The sequence below is a fragment of the Actinomyces vulturis genome (genome assembly GCF_001687305.1).
GTDB lineage: Bacteria > Actinomycetota > Actinomycetes > Actinomycetales > Actinomycetaceae > Actinomyces > Actinomyces vulturis.
The window spans coordinates 159840-178171 of sequence record NZ_KV700386.1; the positions used below are offsets into that span (position 1 = coordinate 159840).

16 protein-coding genes and 1 tRNA gene are annotated in these 18332 nt (G+C 53.6%); 13 read left to right on the top strand and 4 right to left on the bottom strand.

Translation table 11 applies throughout. The features are described from left to right. The first annotated feature begins 364 nt into the window (after positions 1–364). Complete coding sequence (locus tag A9753_RS03995; RefSeq protein ID WP_067780707.1) at positions 365–1462, top strand: NAD(P)/FAD-dependent oxidoreductase; 1098 nt, start codon at positions 365–367, stop codon at positions 1460–1462. Positions 1463–1618: 156 nt separating this feature from the next. Continuing rightward, positions 1619–1915: a DNA primase gene (locus A9753_RS04000; protein ID WP_067780709.1), complete on the top strand. Its 297-nt coding sequence runs from the start codon at positions 1619–1621 to the stop codon at positions 1913–1915. Positions 1916–1939: 24 nt separating this feature from the next. Here the strand turns inward: A9753_RS04000 and A9753_RS04005 are convergent, their stop codons facing one another. Further along, entirely contained in the window at positions 1940–3004 is a 1065-nt protein-coding gene (locus A9753_RS04005; RefSeq protein ID WP_067780712.1) for an aldo/keto reductase, read from the bottom strand. Positions 3005–3114: 110 nt separating this feature from the next. Continuing rightward, positions 3115–4023: a RecB family exonuclease gene (locus tag A9753_RS04010; RefSeq protein ID WP_083090286.1), complete on the bottom strand. Its 909-nt coding sequence runs from the start codon at positions 4021–4023 to the stop codon at positions 3115–3117. A 33-nt stretch (positions 4024–4056) separates the two neighbouring features. Here A9753_RS04010 and A9753_RS04015 point away from each other — a divergent pair, with 33 nt between their 5' ends. From A9753_RS04015 to A9753_RS04035, 5 genes are all read left to right on the top strand, one after another. Further along, positions 4057–5634 (top strand): aspartate:alanine exchanger family transporter, encoded by a 1578-nt coding sequence (locus tag A9753_RS04015; protein ID WP_083090287.1) that lies wholly within the window; start codon positions 4057–4059, stop codon positions 5632–5634. A gap of 60 nt (positions 5635–5694) precedes the next feature. Beyond that, on the top strand, positions 5695–6792 hold the full coding sequence (locus A9753_RS04020) for a site-2 protease family protein (protein WP_067780718.1): 1098 nt from the start codon (positions 5695–5697) through the stop codon (positions 6790–6792). 21 nt (positions 6793–6813) lie between these two features. After that, complete coding sequence (locus tag A9753_RS04025; protein WP_083090288.1) at positions 6814–7896, top strand: tRNA (adenine-N1)-methyltransferase; 1083 nt, start codon at positions 6814–6816, stop codon at positions 7894–7896. A gap of 6 nt (positions 7897–7902) precedes the next feature. Next, positions 7903–9393: a proteasome accessory factor PafA2 family protein gene (locus A9753_RS04030; protein ID WP_067780721.1), complete on the top strand. Its 1491-nt coding sequence runs from the start codon at positions 7903–7905 to the stop codon at positions 9391–9393. Between the two features lie 245 nt (positions 9394–9638). After that, positions 9639–11324 (top strand): FKBP-type peptidyl-prolyl cis-trans isomerase, encoded by a 1686-nt coding sequence (locus A9753_RS04035; protein ID WP_141673296.1) that lies wholly within the window; start codon positions 9639–9641, stop codon positions 11322–11324. On the opposite strand, the gene A9753_RS04040 is transcribed toward A9753_RS04035, so the two are convergent. Next, on the bottom strand, positions 11302–12150 hold the full coding sequence (locus A9753_RS04040; protein ID WP_067780727.1) for a nucleoside/nucleotide kinase family protein: 849 nt from the start codon (positions 12148–12150) through the stop codon (positions 11302–11304). The two genes, A9753_RS04035 and A9753_RS04040, sit on opposite strands and share 23 nt — an antisense overlap. Positions 12151–12282: 132 nt before the next feature. Between A9753_RS04040 and A9753_RS04045 the strand changes: the two genes are divergently transcribed. The 6 genes from A9753_RS04045 (at position 12283) to pyk (ending at position 17545) form a co-directional block, all read left to right on the top strand. Continuing rightward, the gene (locus A9753_RS04045; RefSeq protein WP_067780730.1) at positions 12283–12987 is read left to right on the top strand and encodes a DUF4190 domain-containing protein; all 705 of its coding nucleotides are present in this window, start codon (positions 12283–12285) and stop codon (positions 12985–12987) included. Between the two features lie 173 nt (positions 12988–13160). Next, positions 13161–13589: a DUF2752 domain-containing protein gene (locus A9753_RS04050; protein WP_067780733.1), complete on the top strand. Its 429-nt coding sequence runs from the start codon at positions 13161–13163 to the stop codon at positions 13587–13589. Positions 13590–13756: 167 nt separating this feature from the next. After that, positions 13757–14134, top strand: a complete 378-nt coding sequence (locus A9753_RS04055) for a TM2 domain-containing protein (RefSeq protein WP_067780736.1) — start codon at positions 13757–13759, stop codon at positions 14132–14134. Between the two features lie 168 nt (positions 14135–14302). Then, complete coding sequence (locus A9753_RS04060; RefSeq protein ID WP_067780739.1) at positions 14303–15133, top strand: indole-3-glycerol phosphate synthase TrpC; 831 nt, start codon at positions 14303–14305, stop codon at positions 15131–15133. Positions 15134–15136: 3 nt separating this feature from the next. Continuing rightward, positions 15137–15985: a prolipoprotein diacylglyceryl transferase gene (lgt, locus tag A9753_RS04065; protein WP_245637357.1), complete on the top strand. Its 849-nt coding sequence runs from the start codon at positions 15137–15139 to the stop codon at positions 15983–15985. A 132-nt stretch (positions 15986–16117) separates the two neighbouring features. Continuing rightward, positions 16118–17545 carry a pyruvate kinase gene (gene pyk, locus A9753_RS04070; RefSeq protein WP_067780742.1) on the top strand — a complete coding sequence of 476 codons (1428 nt, stop codon included), beginning with the start codon at positions 16118–16120 and terminating at the stop codon, positions 17543–17545. A 563-nt stretch (positions 17546–18108) separates the two neighbouring features. On the opposite strand, the gene A9753_RS04075 is transcribed toward pyk, so the two are convergent. Continuing rightward, positions 18109–18191 (bottom strand) — tRNA-Leu (locus A9753_RS04075). Positions 18192–18332: the final 141 nt, after the last annotated feature.

Genomic DNA, 18332 nt, shown 5'->3' on the forward strand with positions numbered 1-18332 from the left:
CTTGTGAGAGTTATGGGACGCCAACATTTACAAATACATGAGGGGCCTGGCAGGCGTGTCCTGTCAGGCCCCCTCATCCTATTGATCTCAAGTGCTTGGAGTGTCTGTGCACAACTCTGGGTATCCTCGTAAGAGGTATTTCGCCTGGCGAAGTGATGTATCTGAGTTAGCGGTTCGGGTTCTTATCTTGTCTAACGCGTCAGATGATATTGATAGGGCTCAAGACATATTTCATCCACCAACACTGCCTTCACGGGGTAGGCCTTTAGCCCCGAGGCACGATAGCCTAAGGATAGGCGGGCTCAAACGCCCCTACCGAGAATAAGCACACCCTGTGCTTGCATCGATGAACTTGGAGGAATACATGGCACGCGTCACCATTGTGGGCGGCGGTTACGGCGGCATCGCTGTAGCAAAAGCACTCGACGAGGTTGCAGAAGTTACGCTCATCGAGCAGAAGGATCGCTTCGTCAACCACGCAGCAGCGTTGCGAGCCACCGTGGACCCCGAGTGGGCTGAAAAGATCTTCATCCCCTATGACAATCTTCTAAAAAACGGACGTGTCATTCATGGCACCGTCCTGAAGACTAACGGCACCTCTGTGTCCGTTTCCGGTATGGATGAGGAAATCGAAGCCGATCATCTCGTTCTGGCTACCGGTACCGCATATCCCTTCCCCGCTAAGCACCTTGAGTCCAGTGCAGCCATTGCCAAAGCCCGTATTGAGCGCGCCTACAACAATCTCAAGCAGTCTGGCCGTGTCCTTATCGTGGGTGGTGGCGCAGTAGGTATCGAACTGGCTGGCGAAATCACCTCCTATTTCCCCGAAATCGAAATCACCCTCCTTGAGTCCGGACCGGACATCCTCACCTCGGGTGACTACAAGCCTGAACTACGTGAATCAATCCGCAAGCAACTTCAAGAGCGCGGCGTGAAGATCATGGTTGGGGATAGTTTGTCCTACCTGCCTCCTGTTGATGTTGGTGTGCTCTCTCCTTTCCGCGTCATGACGCAAGGTGGCACCCAGATTAAGGCTGATATGTGGTTCCGTGCTTACGGTTCTTCTGCAGCAACCGGATACCTGGGCCGCGATTACGCTGAGGTTCGTCACTATGACGGCACTATCCGCGTTGACGATCACCTTCGTGTGCTCGACCATCCTTGTGTTTGGGCAATTGGAGATATCACTGATGTGCGTGAATCCAAGCGTGCTGACGCAGCTCGCGCACACGCGGAAGTTGTAGCAGCGAACATCGCGGCCATGATTCGCGGTGAAGAACCGAACGCTATTTACGCCCCCGGCAAGGAATGGGTTGTTCTTCCTCTCGGACCAAACGGCGGCGCTTCTCAGATTCTCAAGGACGGTGTGCGAGTCGTGGTTGGTCCCGAAGAGACTGTTCGCCTTAAGGGTGAGGATCTCTTCGTCGATTACGCCCGTACCCACCTTGGGGTTGAGGACTGAACGTTTTACACGTTTTCTCATTTCTAGGGCTTAATACCCGGGCGAAGGAATGAGATCGCAGTGTTCAAGGGCGTGGTCAGTGCAGTTCATGCACTGACCACGCCCTTTCTCTTCGTAGCGATGTTGTCACACTGAAAAAACCGTTAGGCTTAGTCCATGACGAACGATCCGCGGTCCGCACTGAATCGACTCATTGCTGCTCTTGAGGCCCATTTTGACGCTGCTTCAAGTGGTGATGAATTGTCTCCTGCCGTTGTTTCGGCAGAGCACGCACTGCAAGATGCGTTCTTCACCTATGACGATGCACTGTTTACCAGTTTCGGTATTGAGTTGCCCTTCGAAGCATTCGATGAGGACGATGATGACCTCGACGATGATTTCGATGACGATGATGATGATTACGACGAAGACGACGATCTTGAGGACGTCGACTTCGACGATGACGAGGACTAACTCATTGCCGTTGTGTGTTGGGAATTAGGCACGAGGAACAGGGAACGGCCGCACGAATTGAGACGTAACTTCATCCAAGGCGTGACGAATCTGCGTGGGCAACTCAAGGTTCTCGGCTAGTAGCAGTTGAGTGAGTTGAGTGGCAGTACGGGGCTCAACCACGGTAGAGCACATGCCAAAAGAATCTCGCGCCCAGGCTAGGGACAACTCGGCAGCAGAACGATCAAGTCCAGCAGCAGCAGTCCATAAGGCTTCAACTACACGATCAGTTTCATCAGTGAGGTAGATGCTCATTTCCTGAGCATAAAACTGGCTAGCAGCGCGTGAATCCGGGGGAGTGGAGTTACGGTACTTTCCAGTCAGTACGCCACGAGCCAGCGGAGCATAGCCAATCAGCCCAAAGCCCAAAGCCTGAGAGGCATCAATGAGTTCCTGCTCGGGGTAACGGCGAAGGAGTGAATACTCGGTCAAGGCGCAAGCTAGACCTGGGCCGGTAAGTAAACCACTGCCACCGCCACCGCCTCCTAAAAGATCAGCTAGTCGAACTGTGGCCCAGACTGGCCAGTTACACACCCCCACGTAGCGGGTGCGGCCACTATTGACAGCCATGGTGAGGTGATGAGCGACCTCTTCAATCGATGTCGAGGGGCTGAATTCATCGACAATCCATAAGTCGAGGTAATCGGTGCCGATGTGGTTGAGAGTTTCGGTAAGCTCTTGAGCGAGGGTGGCGCGAGAGTTTTCGTGAGTAACCCGTAGTTTCTTCGGGTCGTAAGGATTGTCCTGGGCAGCAGTACCTAACTCCGTGTCGATGGAGCCTATATTGCGGCGCCACTTTCGCCAGCCGCCTCGGGCCATGATGATGATGTCTTCACGAGCGACTTGGGAATCGATCAAATCGCCGAGGATTCCTAAGCCGGTTCCTGTGTGATCGTGCGCGGAGACGTCAAAGAAATGGCCACCTGCCATGGTGTAGAAATGCATGATTTCTACGGCCTCTTCCTTACTGATAGCTCGGCCCCATTCGCTGGTGCCCAGCGCGAGGCGAGGGAGATAGAGGCTAGTGCGTCCAAGGCGGCGAGACTTCATGGCACCACGCTAATAGGAACGGGGCTGTCCGCTCCGGTGGCACGCCCAATGAGCGGCACTGAACTGTGTGATGAGAAGCGAGAAGCCGCTGAATTGGGTGACCAACGTGGTCAGGAATGGGCAGTGAGAAGGTGACGTGCGCCGTCGTCATTCATTGGGGGAGTAGTGCCACCAAACAGGGGACATAGCGCCTTGTGAGCACACCAATCGCAGAGTTTAGTTTGGCGCGGAGCGAAGCGACCGGAGGTAGTGCATTGTTCGATTTCTGACCATAAAGAATCAAGTTTTGCACTGGTCCGCTTCAGATCACGCTCCACGGGGTCATGGGTAAGGACCTTGCCGTCACGTAAATAGATGAGTTGGAGACGTCGTGGCATCCGTCCGCGCAGACGCCACAGTGCCAGCCCATAAAAGCGCATCTGGAACAGCGCATCCTCCATGAAACGTGGGCTAGGGGCTTTGCCAGTCTTGTAATCCACCACGCGCATATCGCCCTGCGGGCTAATGTCGAGACGGTCGACGAAACCACGGAGTAACAGTCCAGATTCGTTCTCTACCTCAACCATGAGTTCGCGTTCAGCGGGCTGGAGGAAGGTGGGGTTTTCTACGGTGAAGTAGGTCTCGAGTAGGGCCCGGGCTTCGTCGAGCCAGGGCTCAACCTCATCGGGGTCATCGAAGAGGTCAAACACGTCGGGATTGTTGTCCTGGTGTGCCTCCCATTGGCTGGGGAGTAACTCGTGTGCCGCTTCAACAGTACGGTCATGTGGGGGAAGGTCATAGAGCCTTTCCAAGACGCCGTGGACCACTGTTCCCTTATGCGTGGCCAGTGATCCGGGCTCAGGCATGTGGTCGATGGTGCGTAGACGGAAAAGCAGCGGGCACTGCATGAAATCTTTGGCTCGTGAGGGGGATAGGGCCGCACGGCGTTTCCTTGCCCGGGAAGGGGTATGCGCGCCAGGACCCGTATGACTTGCGTCTCTTACCGCCGTCTGGGAGGGGGTATCGCCGTTCTCATGCATGGGCTAACACTAACGCGCCCGTAGGATGTCACCGTGAATGTTGTGATTGATGCGCTCGTTGCTTCGCCCCTTATGACGATCTTCCTTGTGGTCGCCTTGGGGGCGGTTCTTGGAGCAATTCCCTTTGGTAAGGTTCGTTTGGGTACTGCTGGAGCACTCTTTATGGGACTTGCCATTGGCATGCTTGATCCACGTTTGGGTGATGACCGTGACCTCTTAGCCGCTCTCGGATTGGCCCTGTTTGCTTATATGGTGGGCCTGAGTGCAGGATCAACGTTCTTCTCCTCACTCAAACGCCAAGTCCCCATGTTCCTGACGGGTTTGGCTACTGTGATTATTACCGCCGCAGCAAGCGTGGCCGTAGGTGCTGCACTGGGCCTGAGCAATGGTTCTATGGTGGGCACATTCGTTGGCTCTATGACTGCCTCACCGGCTCTTCCTAGTGTGATGGCCGCCGCCACGAATCAAGATCCTCAAGCGGCATTTGCGATTTCCTATCCCATTGGCGTCGTGGTTGCCATTATTGCTGTGGCTATCGCCGTGACTCGCAAATGGCCAGCAGGCCGTGACAGCGCCGATCCGGACGCTGAAGGCTTGGAAATCCTCACCGCTTTCGTTGACCGTGACGTAAAAATCACCGAAATTCCTGCCCTTCTTGACCAGCAAGTACGCCTCTCACTGGTTTCACGCGAAGGCTCCACACGTGTTGTTGAACCCGATGAGCATTTACGTACCGGTGACCGTGTTGTGGTGGTAGGTCCGGGTGGGCGTATCGCAGAAGTTGTGGAACAGATGGGCTATCTTGCTGAGCATGATGTGCTCTTCGACCGAACTGAAGTGGACTTTAAGCGCGTGACCGTCTCTAGCAAAGCCGTTATTGGCCGTACCATCGCCAGCCTTGATTTGCAGGGAAGCCATAACGCCACCATCATCCGCGTTCGTCGCGGTGACGTAGATCTGCTCGGTCGTGATGATCTCATTCTTGAAGCTGGTGATCGTGCTTTAGTGGTGGTTCCTCGAGACAATATGCGCGCTGTTGAAGCGCGTCTGGGTAATTCTGAAGGCTCCATTAGCGAAATCGATCCGCTGACTGTTGGCGCAGGATTAGCCATCGGTTTTCTTGTGGGCTTGATTCGTGTTCCGCTTCCCGGAGGATCATCCTTTACTATCGGTGCTGCAGCGGGTCCCCTCATCGTGGGAATGGCATTGGGGTGGGCAGGTCGTACTGGTCCTTTTATCTGGAGCATGCCACGGGCAACCAACGTAGCGTTGCGACAGTTGGGGCTTTTGTTCTTCCTCGCAGGCGTGGGCCTAGCCAGTGGTCCAGCTCTCAAGGCACAAATTGCGACCCCTACCGGTGCCCTTGTCGCTGTAGGTGCTGTGATTGTGGCCAGTCTCGGAGCCTTGGTTTTTCTGCTCATGGCACGTTCCCTTGGGCAAAGCGCACCACGAAGTTGCGGTGCCATGAGCGGACTTGCCGCTCAGCCTGCTGTGTTCTCCGTGGCTCAGACTATGGTTTCTGATTCACGCATCGAAGCCGGATACGTGTCCCTTTTTGCCTTGGGCATGATCGCGAAAATTGTCGCTGCTCAAGTCCTCATGGGGCTCTAAGGCAGCAATTACATACTTTCATTGCCATACGTTTCTTATTGCTACACGTCAGGAGTATTCATGAAGATTGCCACCCTCAAAGGGGCTCCGATTTTCGTGTCCCCGACGAATCTTATTATTGCATTGCTCGTCACAATGTCTTTCGTTCCGGCAATTATCCCTTCTGGTGCCCCCATTTCCACCACCATCATCGTGGTAATCGGAGTAGTCGTGGGTTTGTCCCTATCTATTTTGTGCCATGAACTGTCTCATGGAATGGTGGGCATGTTGGTAGGGCGAACTCCTTTGCGCTATGAACTGACTTTGTTCGGAGGTCGGACAAGTTTTCGTGTCCCCGCTAATGAAGCACCTTGGAAAGCAGCACTGACCTCAGCGTCAGGCCCGCTTGCGAATGCCCTGTTATATGGGATTCTTTCGGCCATTTTTCACACACGGATGTGGAGTTTTGAGGCGGGAACTATCGTGTGGGCGCTGGCATGGATCAACCTTATGCTTGCCATTTTTAACGCACTTCCTGGCTGGCCACTAGATGGTGGGCAGACGCTGGCAAGTATCGTCCATCAAGTGACGGGCAGACGCGACTGGGGTTTGAAAGTTGCTGCTGTTGGCGGCCTAGGTGTTCTCGCATTTATCGGGTGGATGTGGGTGTTGCGTCCCGTCGTCTTGTTGCACCAAAAGCCTGATGTGTTTAGCCTCTTCATCCTTGTTATTGTGGGCATGAGTATTGGGCAGGCATGCTGGGCAATCTTGTCAGGGCCAAAGAAACAGCGTGAGTACTCCAGTGTTGATTTGCGTTCTCAGTTTGAAACTGTCTCATGGGCAGACGCTGATACTTCACTATCCGTTATTGACTCCACGTTGCAGTCGGGCATTTCCGTTGTCCTTGTGAAAGACAGAAGTGGAAAAATTCTAGGGTTTATTGATAACCAGGCGATGGATTCAGTTCGTCAAGCGGGACAAGCGATGTGGTCGATGCCTGCCAGCGCTGTGAGCCAAGTTGTTCCCGCTCGCGCATTTTCTCAGTACTATCGCGGGCAGGATGCTGTTCAAGCACTGAGCCAAGCACGATCATGTTGCCGATGGTTGTTCATACAGCCTCAAGGAAACCAATTTGACCGTGGTGCCATTTTCGTGGTCCCCTCGGGTGCTCGAATGTGAGCGATAGGTAGGATAACGATAATGACTGACGAACACACTTATCCCCATCCGGCAGATCACTTCGCTCCAGAGCCTGCTCCTTCATGGATTGACCAAGGCCCTGGTGTGACACTCGGCCAGGCCGGTCGCCGTGGCCCTCTTCGCTACGGCGAGCGTGTCCAGGTGACAGACACAAAAAAGCGTCTGTATACCTTTGTTCTTGATCCTCATGGCTTTTTCCAATCTGTGCGTGGAAACTTTTACCACCGTGACATTGTGGGGAAGGAGGAAGGAACCGTTCTCATCACCGAGCAGGGACATGAACTACTGATTATGCGTCCGTTGCTCAGTGATTATGTGCTTTCCATGCCTCGCGGGGCACAGGTGGTCTATCCCAAGGATGCTGGTCAGATCATTCAAATGGCTGACATCTACCCAGGTGCCCGAGTCCTAGAAGCTGGTGTGGGTTCTGGCGCATTGACGATGAGTCTTCTAAGCGCTATCGGCGAAGACGGCTATTTGCTATCGATTGAACGTCGTGAAGACTTTGCTCAAATCGCCGCATCAAATGTTGACTCATGGTTTGGTCGCCATCATCGCGCCTGGCAATTGCGTACCGGCGATTTTGACGACGTGGTGATGAAACATGTCGAAGCAGGTTCCATCGATCGCATTGTGTTGGACATGCTTGCTCCCTGGGAGAATGTTGACGCAGCAGCTCATGCTTTGGCCCCCGGCGGTGTATTCATTTCTTACGTTGCCACCGTTACCCAATTCTCTCGCATGGCGGAAGCGCTGCGTGCCAGCGGAGTATTTACTGAGCCTCAAGCATGGGAATCTATGGTGCGTGATTGGCATCTTGATGGCCTTGCTGTACGTCCTGACCACCGCATGGTTGCACACACCGGTTTCCTCATCACTGCACGCCGCCTGGCACCAGGTAGCGCTCCGCTTACACGCAAACGCCCGCCTGCACGTGGTGCTTACGATGAATCGGGTTACTGGGTGAGTGAAGACGTTCAAGAACGCACTAGCACTGATAAAAAGGTCCGCAAGGTCCTACGTGACTGTGCCGCTAAAGCACCCGACGATTCCACACCTATTCTCGGAGCCGACGACGAGTAACACCACATGATGTCAACGCCTGTTACTTACCATCCCGAGGGGTTTGAAGGTCCGCGTATCGTGGGCATTGAAACCGAATACGGAGTGGTGTGTACGCCCGCAACGACGCATCCATCGACCACTGCGTCATGTGAGTTCTCTGCTGGACGCCATACGAAACCAGGAATGGATTCTTCCCAAGCAGCAGCACTGATGTTTGCAGAGGTGTCCCGGCGCTGGGGCGGACCAAGTAGGTTTTGTGAATCTGGTGGCCGACTCTACCTCGATGTGGGAGACCACCCTGAGTATGCTACAGCGGAATGTTTGACTCTCCAGGGTGTTCTTGGTGAACATCAACGGGGCGATATGCTCGTGGCTAGCATGGTGGAGCGTGCTCAGAATCAACTTGATCGACAAGGCTTAGGTCAGCGCCTTCATGTCATTAAAACGAATGCTGATTCATGGGGAAATAGTTTTGGCCTCCACGAGAACTATATGGTTCCTCATGGTTTTTCACCGCATCTGAGTGACGTGGTGGCTACTCACCTTATTCTTCGAACTCTGTGGTGTTCCACCGGAGATGTTTCTGCTCGTGGGTGGCGCCGTTCAGCACGGGCCCCCTTTCTTCACCACGTAGAATCGGCAACTACCACGCGTTCGCGACCGCTCATTAACACTCGCGATGAAGCACACGCAGATTCTGAGCGTTTCCGTAGACTTCATGTCATTAGCGGCGACAGCACAATGACACCAGCACCATTGGTGCTTGCGGTAGGTTCCACCATACTGCTCCTTGCGGCACTTGACCAGGGAATGGAAACCGCAGACTTGACGCTTACTTATCCGCTTCGTGCCCTGAAAGATCTCAATGCTGAAGAATGGACGCCGTCCACTTCTTTGGGCACCACGGTTTTTATAATGCGGTGTGGAAAGCACATGCAAGCCATTGATCTTGCACGCGTAATTTTTGAACGTGTTTATCACGCATGCGAAGGCATGAATATCACCGGAATGGATGATGTGGTCTTTGACTTATGGCACCGTTCAATTCTCGCCTGTGAACAAGGTTTCTACGATCAGGTTGAACACGAGTGGGAATGGCTGATTACACATCGGCTGTGTCAAGAAGTGATGAGCCGCCATCACTGTTCCTGGGATGATCCTCTTGTCAAGCGCACTCTCCTGGCTTTTCACGATGTGGGTCCACAGGGCTTGACTGAGCCATTGCGTCAGGCAGGACTATTTCGAACATTCAAGCAAGAAATCATGGATGCTTATCAGCACCCCGATAAGAACTTTTCTCAACGCGCTATAGTACGTGGCCAGTTGATTCGTGATGCTCTTGCATCTGGAACAGTCATCACTGCGGGATGGACCAGTATGCGTTTGCCTGATCATAGAACGAGTACTCATCGGGTCTTGCGTATGATGAACCCTTGGTCAGTGGAGGCAACCGAGGTTGAGAGTTTCGCTGAGTGTGTTAATCATCGCCTCCCGCCACCACCACCGTGGGCTTAAAATGCCCTGTATGCTGCGTGCTTTAGTGCGCGTAGGCATGCTCGCATGAATGTGAGTAAAACATCGGAATGAAGAAAGGGGGAGTGATGGCGCGAAAACACGTGCGTGAGGCCCACGATCATTCCCCGCTTCCTTCTCACGTACACTTACCCCCCTCCTCCTGCCATACTGATTTCCCCGTTTTATCCTCTGGTTCTCACAGTGCGCGCTCCCCGCAGAGCGCTAGAACATCGGGCATATCTGATGTGTTTTACCACCAGGAAGCCTCTGATGCTGCCGCAGAAATTCCGACTCACATTGATGGGCGTCCCTTGACCCGTCGTGAGCGTCGCGCACTCGAACGCGCCGCCGAAAAAGCTGCCCTCGAAGCACAAAATAACGACGATGCCATTGTTACAGATGACCTTCGCGATGCTGTGACTCCTGCTTTGCCTAGTAGCCAGCAGGATACTTCTAAGGACACCGTTCACAAGGAATTCTCTGATGTGAATACCACGGAGGACGGAAGATCACACGATCAACAGTCACATACTGAGGAACTAAACGAACAAGCAAGCGAGGCCAGCAAATCTGTCGATATTGCTGCTGTCGAAGATTCTGAGAACACTGGAGAAACTCAGTGTGCCACACCTTGTGTCGATACTTCGAACGTTGGTAACGCTGATGGTGATGCACCCGCTGAGTCTTTAGATACTGAGGTCACTAATCCCGTCCCTGATGTCCTTGATGGACAACAATTTATTGAGGCCGTAGAGCCTGATGAGCACCCTATTGACGTAGTTCCTAAGGATGTTGAATATGACGAATCTAGCCGCGTCATCAATGAACCGTCGCCGTTAACCGGTCCTCAACGCGTTATCGTTGCGACCTTGCACCGTCCCCGTCCCCGCGGACGCCGAGCCATGGTTCTCGCAGGAATTCTGGCAGTTCTTATCATGGTCATTCCCGTTGCCATTACGCGTATTACTCACGAAGCACGCCCCGGAGTTCAGGATATTGTCTCTCCGCCGCCAACAGGTGTCCTGGCTGATTCTCCTCTTCATGACATTATCCATGTAGCCGGACGTCTCGGTGCTACCCCTGTGGTGCAAATCGATTCGCCCCTGCTCCCCACTGAAGGTGTTCTTTCTGACGAACTTATCCACGGTGAAGGACCGGCACTTCAAGCCGGTAAACCCGCATTGCTAAGCGTGTCTACTTTCAGTGGAACTGATGGCGCCAACACCACTGGAACAGAAACCGGCACCCGACTTTACGTGGGATTGCTTGAACCCAGCATTATTGGTGATGAACTGGCAAAGCGACTCGAAGGAGTCAACCAAGGCTCACGCATTATTTTGCGGGCCCCTGCCACAGCAGGCCAGGAAGGAGGCGAAGCGACTGAAGAAGAAATCACCATCGTTGATGTGCTTCCCCTCCAGGCCGATGGTGAGGCTCAAGATCCGCTACCTGGCATGCCTCCACTGGTATTCAATCCTGACGGTACGGTGACGGCAAACCTGTCTGGTGTAGCCCCTCCAACAAAGGCACTGGCCTCCACCGTTATTAAAGGTGAAGGCGAGCAAGTAAAGGATACTTCTACGATTGTTGCCCGCTACGCACTCATCTCTTGGAATACCGGTGCCGTGATTTCCTCCTCATGGGGCAACGATGTACTGCCATCAGTGATTGAAGTGAGCGGCACGATGACAGGTGTAGCGCAGCATCTTATTGACGTCACCGTTGGATCTCGCGTCCTTATGGCTCTCCCACCAGACCAAGCTCGTGGTGACGAACCTGTTTTCGTGGTGATGGATGTGCTGGCTATTGATCACACTAAAGATGCTGGCGCCACGGTGAAGCCTAGTTCTGATACTGACGAAGTGGTGGTTGTGACCCCCACACCCACTCCTCTGGCTCAACCAGAAACTACTCAGGCACCGATTCCGTAATCGGTGGCCACTGTTCGCGATGAATGAGTTCGGTGAGTAGATCTCTATGCGTGTGGTCCCACGCTTCGCGTGGCCAAGTATAGGAATCTCGTGTAGATACTCGGAGGGCACGTTCACTAGCGGGAGTATTCATCCACAGGCGCAGGCATGACATCGGCTGGGCAGTGGAGGGAGAAGAGAATTGTTCTTCGTCTTCGTTAAGAGTAGTAAGGCATTCTGTTCCCCCGGAGATGGGGCCAGGGATATCCATTACCATCACTGATTGTGGGTGGAGATCCACGGGCATTGTCAGCCATGATCCACATCCCTCGATGATGACTACGTCCCCGGGGTGAACCGTGAAGCGATGTTCAGCACCCGATGCCATAATGTCCCAATCGAAACTGCCGAGAGCCACCGTATGGGAATCGTCTGGAAAAGCAAAGTCTGTGAGGCAAGTAGCACAGTTCTCGCAAGAGGCAACGGATACGCGAATCCAGGCCAGTAATTTCTCTAACTCACATCGAATAGCGGTAACAGCATCGTGTAAAGCATCCCAACCATGAACGTAGTAGTCCACGGCAATCCGATGAACTGTTCGCGGAATTTTGTCACTTAGTACAGCGTCAGTTAGCGTCGTTTTTCCTGAACCACTAAATCCATCAATGAGGACTAGATGAATAAAGGCATCAGGTTGACTGCGACAAATAGTCTGGATTAACTCATCACTGCCAGCCAGGTCGACACAATGCCATGACCTTTTCTGCACTAACGAGGAAAGACTCTGGCGCGAGGGAATACCACGGCGTAGAAACTCAGCCCACTGACATGAGAGAGGAACGTTCACACGACTAACTGTAATAACGAGGACTGCTCAGTAGGGGAGAACTCACCATGATGGAGAATCTTACCTTGCAGCGTCATGAAGAACGAGACAGGTACGCTATACCTAGGCATATCTCACCCACGCGAGGTTCTTATGAACGATAACTACCCGTCGTCATCTAACGGCTGGCTCCCTCACAACACCCCTAGTCCCGATGATCCCACCGTTGTGGTTCCCCAGCACCAAGAGACAGTGAGTGGATCGGGCTACTTTGACCCGGGTAATGGACAGGCCTCGCCAGCAGATCCTTACCGTACGGGTACCTATGACCGTGGAACCAACGTGAGTCCTACAACGTACCCCGGATATGAGGGAATGGGATCCCCGATGCCTCCTGTGCCCCCTTATGATGCTCAAGCAGGACAGGGCTATTCTGCTCCGGCTTATTTAGGACAACCCAACGCGGGGGCACAGGGCACTTTCCAGGGGATGAATAATCAGCAGTACCCCGCTACAGGACAGTCATTCCCAACGCATCCTGCCGCCACTGCCTATCCTCAACAACCCCAGGTAAACCTGGGTTATCCCACTCGTACCAGCACGCAGAAGGACTGGATGGGCATTGTCAGCCTGGTTCTAGGCTTCTTGTCACTCCTATGCTGTGGCTCGTTGCTCATTACTGAAGTCGTTGGTCTGATCCTGGGGATACTTGGACATCAAGCATGTAATAAGGGCGAAGCCAGTAATGAAGGCGTGACACTAGGCGGCCTTATTTTGAACGCTGTGGTATTAACCGGCGGAATTATTCTACTGATCGTGCGTGTTGCTCTGGGGTCGACCTTTTTCTTCATGTATTAACCCGACTCGTTATACGTGTGAATTTGACTCATTACACGTATGAGGGCAGGGAAGAATTTACTCACGGATCATTACACATCAGCCTCATCGCGGGCGGACAACACTGCAAACGCTTACGATGACAGATCGACGGTAGTACAGGCGAGTAGTACCGCAAGGAAAGAGAGAACACCATGAATCGTCACTTGCTGAACAGCATGTACGATCGTTTCTGGTCAATTCTTCCTATTGGTGTGCTTGCCATAGCGATCGCTCGTGTATCTGTGAGCGTTCCTCAAGGCCCGGGTTGTTCGTTTCACTATGCGACTGGGTTGTGGTGCCCTGGGTGTGGAGGTACTCGTGCGCTTCATGCTATGTGCCACGGACAATGGAGCGAGGCGTGGGGGTACAACCCTGCTGCATTCATTATTGTTCCGGGGCTGATTGCCATGAGCATATGGGTGGCATGTCAAACGCCAGTACGGAGCCTGCCTGTGCTTCCCGTGAAAACCATCATGGTTGCGGCCATGATGCTAATTGCGTTTGGAGTGGCTCGGAATATTCCTGACTTGGTACCGATTTTGTCTGAGCGCCTGGGGCCCACCGAATGGATGACTCGCTGATTCCATGCGAAGCAATTTGAGGATTTATGGCGTGTGTTAGCCGGATACTTAGGGGAGAACTCCCCGTAGGAAAACCGAGACATACTCGTGAATTCATCACCGTTTTTGATAGGGTCTATCCGTCACAGTGAATGAGAAGTCATTCTGAATAAGTTGAGGAGTCTGTTATGACCGCCCCGTACAACCCCGCCCCATACTCGGGACAGAACTATGGCTACCCTGCCACTGCTCCCAAGTCCAAGACCGCCGCAGCACTGTTTGCTTTCTTCCTTGGCGCTATTGGTGTCCATGACTTCTACCTGGGTAAGAAGACTCTCGGCATCATTCACGTCGTGCTGGCCGTCATTGCTTTTGCTCTGGTGATTGCAGGTTTTGTATATGTCGGTGCTCATGCCACTGGTCCTAACGGTGAAGTACCAAGCGATGAACTTGGTCCTGTCGCTCTGTTCCTCGGCTTGGGCTATGGAATTGGCATCATCAACGCTCTGTGGTCATTCGTTGAATTCATTCTCATCCTCGTCCGCAAGGATCCTAACCTTGTTTGATTGACAGTCCGGCGGTTCACCGCGAATCGCTATCATTGTCTTTGATGACTCGTGTGCGCGCCGGCTTTGCCGGCGCGCACACGTCTATTCACTATCCGGACGAGATTTGCTTTCCTATGGTGGTAAGCGTCACTATTAAGCGGTTAAGTCATTGAAAAGCGAGGGAAGATGAACGAAAGCGTCGTGGACATAGCCCGCGTTCGTGCTGCCGTTCATCAGCGTCAACAACAGATCAGTCTTGATGATCTGAAGGAAAAAGAGCAGCGCATTGCCGGAGCGCGTCCTGTCCTTGATACCTTGCGGCGTTCGCGATCAACGGTTCACGTCATCGCTGAAGTTAAGCGAGCAACTGCCACATTCGCCGACATTAGTGGTGTGGGGGACCCCGGTATGCTGGCCCGATTCTACGAATCTGGGGGAGCGGTGGCAGTCAGTGTGGTTACCGAGTGTACGCGTTACCGTGGCTCATTGACCGATCTTGATGCCGTCCGATCAGCTGTAGATGCTCCTGTTCTAGTCAATGACATGATTGTCACCCCTTATCAGGTCCATGAGGCGCGTGCCCACGGAGCTGACCTTATTCTTCTTAAAGTGCGAGCCCTGCCACACATCGCTTTAGAATCTTTGATTGAACGGACCCATTCGTTGGGCATGGTTGCGGTCGTTGAAGCGCGAACTACTGGCGAAGCCATGATTGCTGTGGATTCTGGTGCTCAAATTATTGCTGTGGATGCCCGTGATCCGGTCACCTTCGATATTGAACGTAATCTGTTTGAGCGCGTAGCCCAATGCTTACCGCCTTCGGTGGTGTCTGTCGCTGAGGGTGGTGTTCGCGGACCCCATGACGTGATGGATTATGCTCGGGCCGGTGCCGATGTGGTAATTGTGGGTGAAGCAGTGGTCCGCTCTGCTGACCCGCACCAGTTTGTTGCCGAACTGGTTGCCGCAGGGGCTCACCCTGCACTTTGCCAGTCTGCGCGTTCTCGTCACGGAAGGTAATCCATGTCCCTGTCAGCCATGATGGCCACCTCAATTCCTTCGCCATCTCAGGGAGTGTGGCACTTGGGCTCGATTCCTCTTCGTGCCTACGCGCTGTGCATCCTTGCTGGCATCATGGTGGCTGTCTGGTGGTCAGATAAGCGCTATCGTGCCGATGGCGGAGAAAAAGATGTGGTGCTTGACGTCTGCCTTGTGGCGGTCCCCGTGGGCATTATTGGTGCCCGCATTTACCACGTCATCACTAGCCCTGATGCCTATTTTGGTCCTCACGGTGATCTCACACGCATTCCCTTGATTTGGGAAGGTGGTTTAGGGATCTGGGGAGGCGTGGCAGCAGGTCTTCTTGCCGCATGGATTTACACCCGCAAGCGTGGCATCAATTTCCCTCAACTGGCTGACGCTGTTGCACCCACACTGCTCATCGCTCAGGCAATGGGCCGCTTTGGTAATTGGTTCAATCAAGAACTTTTTGGTGCCCCCACGACTAAACCTTGGGGCTTAGAGATCGATGTGGCCCACATGCCCTCCGGTTATGCTCCCGGAACGCTGTTCCACCCGACGTTTGCTTACGAAGCATTGTGGAATTTAGCCGGTGCCGCTTTCCTTGTGTGGGCCCAAAAGCGTTTCCATCTTCACGGTGGCCGCGTTATGTGGTTGTACGTTGTGGTGTACACCAGTGGCCGTCTATGGATTGAGATGTTGCGTATTGACTCTGCCCAGCACATTTTTGGTCTTCGTCTCAACGTATGGACTTCGCTTATTGTGCTGAGTGTTGGCCTGATCGGTTTTGTTTTCACCGGTATGCGTCAGCGTGCCCAGGAAGTAGAACCCTCCGAATTAGTCACACGGTAAACCCGGTTTTTCTCACAGCTCGTGCGCGGTGTGTCATCACTGAGCAAGCCTGGCGTTCGACACCATGAAATTGAACGTGTGACATAGGGAAATTAACGTGCCTTAGGTACTTTCGTGCCCTAGGCTTAGGGTATGCGTAGAGCCAAAATTGTGTGCACCCTAGGTCCGGCCACAGACTCGCCCGAACAGGTGCAAGCCCTTGTCGATGCCGGAATGAATGTGGCACGCATCAACCGTAGCCACGGTCGTGCAGAAGACCAAGAAGTAGTTATTGAGCGCATTCGCGCCGCCGCTGAAGCATCCGGCCGTTCAGTGGCAGTCCTCGTTGACCTCCAGGGGCCGAAGATCCGCCTGGGCCGATTCATCAATGACCAGAAGGTTATGCTCCATAAAGGTGATGAATTCACCATCACCACTGACGATGTTTTAGGAAACGTTAAGCGTTGCTCCACCACTTTTAAAGGCCTCCCGGGCGACTGCCGTCCTGGCGATCGTCTCCTCATTGACGATGGAAACGTCGCTGTTCGCGTCACTGCCGTGACGGATACGGATGTAGTCACCCGTGTTGAGGTTCCCGGCTATGTTTCCAACAACAAGGGCATTAACCTGCCCGGTGTCGCTGTGAGTGTTCCAGCCCTCAGCGAGAAGGATCGTGAAGATCTTCGCTGGGCCATCCGCATCGGCGCGGACCTTATTGCTCTGTCATTCGTTCGTAATGCCCAGGACATTGAAGACGTTCACCAGATCATGGATGAAGAAGGAATGCGACTTCCTGTCTTTGCCAAGATCGAAAAGCCTCAGGCCGTGGACAATCTCCTCGATATCGTCGAAACTTTCGACGGCATTATGGTGGCCCGTGGCGACCTGGGTGTGGAAATGCCCCTTGAAGCGGTGCCGCTGGTTCAAAAGCGCGCCATCGAACTGGCACGTCGCAACGCCAAGCCCGTTATCGTGGCAACTCAGGTTCTTGAATCCATGATTCACAACCCCCGACCAACTCGTGCAGAAGCTTCCGACTGTGCTAACGCTATTCTTGATGGCGCTGATGCAGTGATGCTCTCGGGTGAAACTTCCGTGGGTGCCTACCCGATTGAAGCTGTGCGTACAATGGCACGCATTATCGAAAATGTCGAGGAAAACGGTGGCGAACGCATCGCTCCTCTCGGCTCTCACCCCACCACATGGGCTGGCGCTTTGACTCGCGCTGCTGCAGAAATGGGCGAACAACTTAACGTCGATTATCTGGTGACCTTCTCCCAGTCCGGTGACACCACTCGTCGTCTCTCCCGTCTGCGTTCACCCATTCCGCTGCTTAGTTTTACTCCGTTGCAGAGCACCTACAATCAGATGGCTGTGTCGTGGGGGGTTCAGCCTTACCTTGTGCCCGAGGTGCGTCACACCGACGAGATGGTTGCCCAGGTCGATGAACTGCTTCAGGAAAAGAATCTTGCACAGCCTGGCGATCAGGTGATTATCGTGGCCGGTATGCCTCCGGGCACTCCAGGTTCTACCAACTCACTGCGTGTTCACACCGTGGGTACACCGGTCAACCTCGGCTGACACTCATGGCCTGAGTAAGTTCATCGTGAACTTACTGGCACTAATACGCATACCGCTTGGGCGGCAATGGGGAAGTTCTCCCCATTGCCGCCTAGCAGCGTATAAGGCAAGGTGAAGGCATGTTCTCCTTCTTCACCGCTCAACGTCACAGAACTAGGCATTCCACTGGAGAAACGCATCAGTCTGGACAGCGTTATCACCCACCGTCAGGCCAAGAGAGCCAAAAAAATCCCCAAAGCATAATGCCCACGATGCTTGCCGATGAACAATCGGCTGTTTACACCACGCAAGAAAAATCCCACGACCTGCATGTGTCGGATGGAGAGGCTATTCATACAGTCTATGACGAAGATAACACCGATCTTCCGTGTACTCCGGTGAGATGCCTAAGTGCACAAACGTCTTGTGCTCCAACCCTTGATTCCCCAGCGAGCCCCGAATAGCCCATCACCCCAGATTTCTTCACACAACCGGTGATGTGAGCACCGGCGGGACACAGAGGATGGGTGAAGAAGACGGTGGGCCCGATGCCTAAAGCATCGGGCCCACCGTTGTGTTAACAGTGCCGGATGTGGGACTCGAACCCACACGCCCGTAAGGACAACGCATTTTGAGTGCGTCGCGTCTACCATTCCGCCAACCCGGCAAGGAGGCGTTCTCAATCGAACTGCTCAGTAACTGTAGCGACTAATGCGTCTTAAGTCCAACTAGAAACTCCACAGAACTCTCACGATTCACGGACACTAACCGGTTAAAAGACTTTCATAAGGTGAGTACACTATGTATC

Excerpts from the sequence above, each read along its gene's own strand:
- A9753_RS03995 (WP_067780707.1), top strand. The coding sequence starts at position 365 with ATGGCACGCGTCACCATTGTGGGCGGCGGTTACGGCGGCATCGCTGTA.
- A9753_RS04000 (WP_067780709.1), top strand. The coding sequence starts at position 1,619 with ATGACGAACGATCCGCGGTCCGCACTGAATCGACTCATTGCTGCTCTT.
- A9753_RS04005 (WP_067780712.1), bottom strand. The coding sequence starts at position 3,004 with ATGAAGTCTCGCCGCCTTGGACGCACTAGCCTCTATCTCCCTCGCCTC.
- A9753_RS04010 (WP_083090286.1), bottom strand. The coding sequence starts at position 4,023 with ATGCATGAGAACGGCGATACCCCCTCCCAGACGGCGGTAAGAGACGCA.
- A9753_RS04020 (WP_067780718.1), top strand. The coding sequence starts at position 5,695 with ATGAAGATTGCCACCCTCAAAGGGGCTCCGATTTTCGTGTCCCCGACG.
- A9753_RS04025 (WP_083090288.1), top strand. The coding sequence starts at position 6,814 with ATGACTGACGAACACACTTATCCCCATCCGGCAGATCACTTCGCTCCA.
- A9753_RS04030 (WP_067780721.1), top strand. The coding sequence starts at position 7,903 with ATGATGTCAACGCCTGTTACTTACCATCCCGAGGGGTTTGAAGGTCCG.
- A9753_RS04045 (WP_067780730.1), top strand. The coding sequence starts at position 12,283 with ATGAACGATAACTACCCGTCGTCATCTAACGGCTGGCTCCCTCACAAC.
- A9753_RS04050 (WP_067780733.1), top strand. The coding sequence starts at position 13,161 with ATGAATCGTCACTTGCTGAACAGCATGTACGATCGTTTCTGGTCAATT.
- A9753_RS04055 (WP_067780736.1), top strand. The coding sequence starts at position 13,757 with ATGACCGCCCCGTACAACCCCGCCCCATACTCGGGACAGAACTATGGC.
- A9753_RS04060 (WP_067780739.1), top strand. The coding sequence starts at position 14,303 with ATGAACGAAAGCGTCGTGGACATAGCCCGCGTTCGTGCTGCCGTTCAT.
- lgt (WP_245637357.1), top strand. The coding sequence starts at position 15,137 with ATGTCCCTGTCAGCCATGATGGCCACCTCAATTCCTTCGCCATCTCAG.
- pyk (WP_067780742.1), top strand. The coding sequence starts at position 16,118 with ATGCGTAGAGCCAAAATTGTGTGCACCCTAGGTCCGGCCACAGACTCG.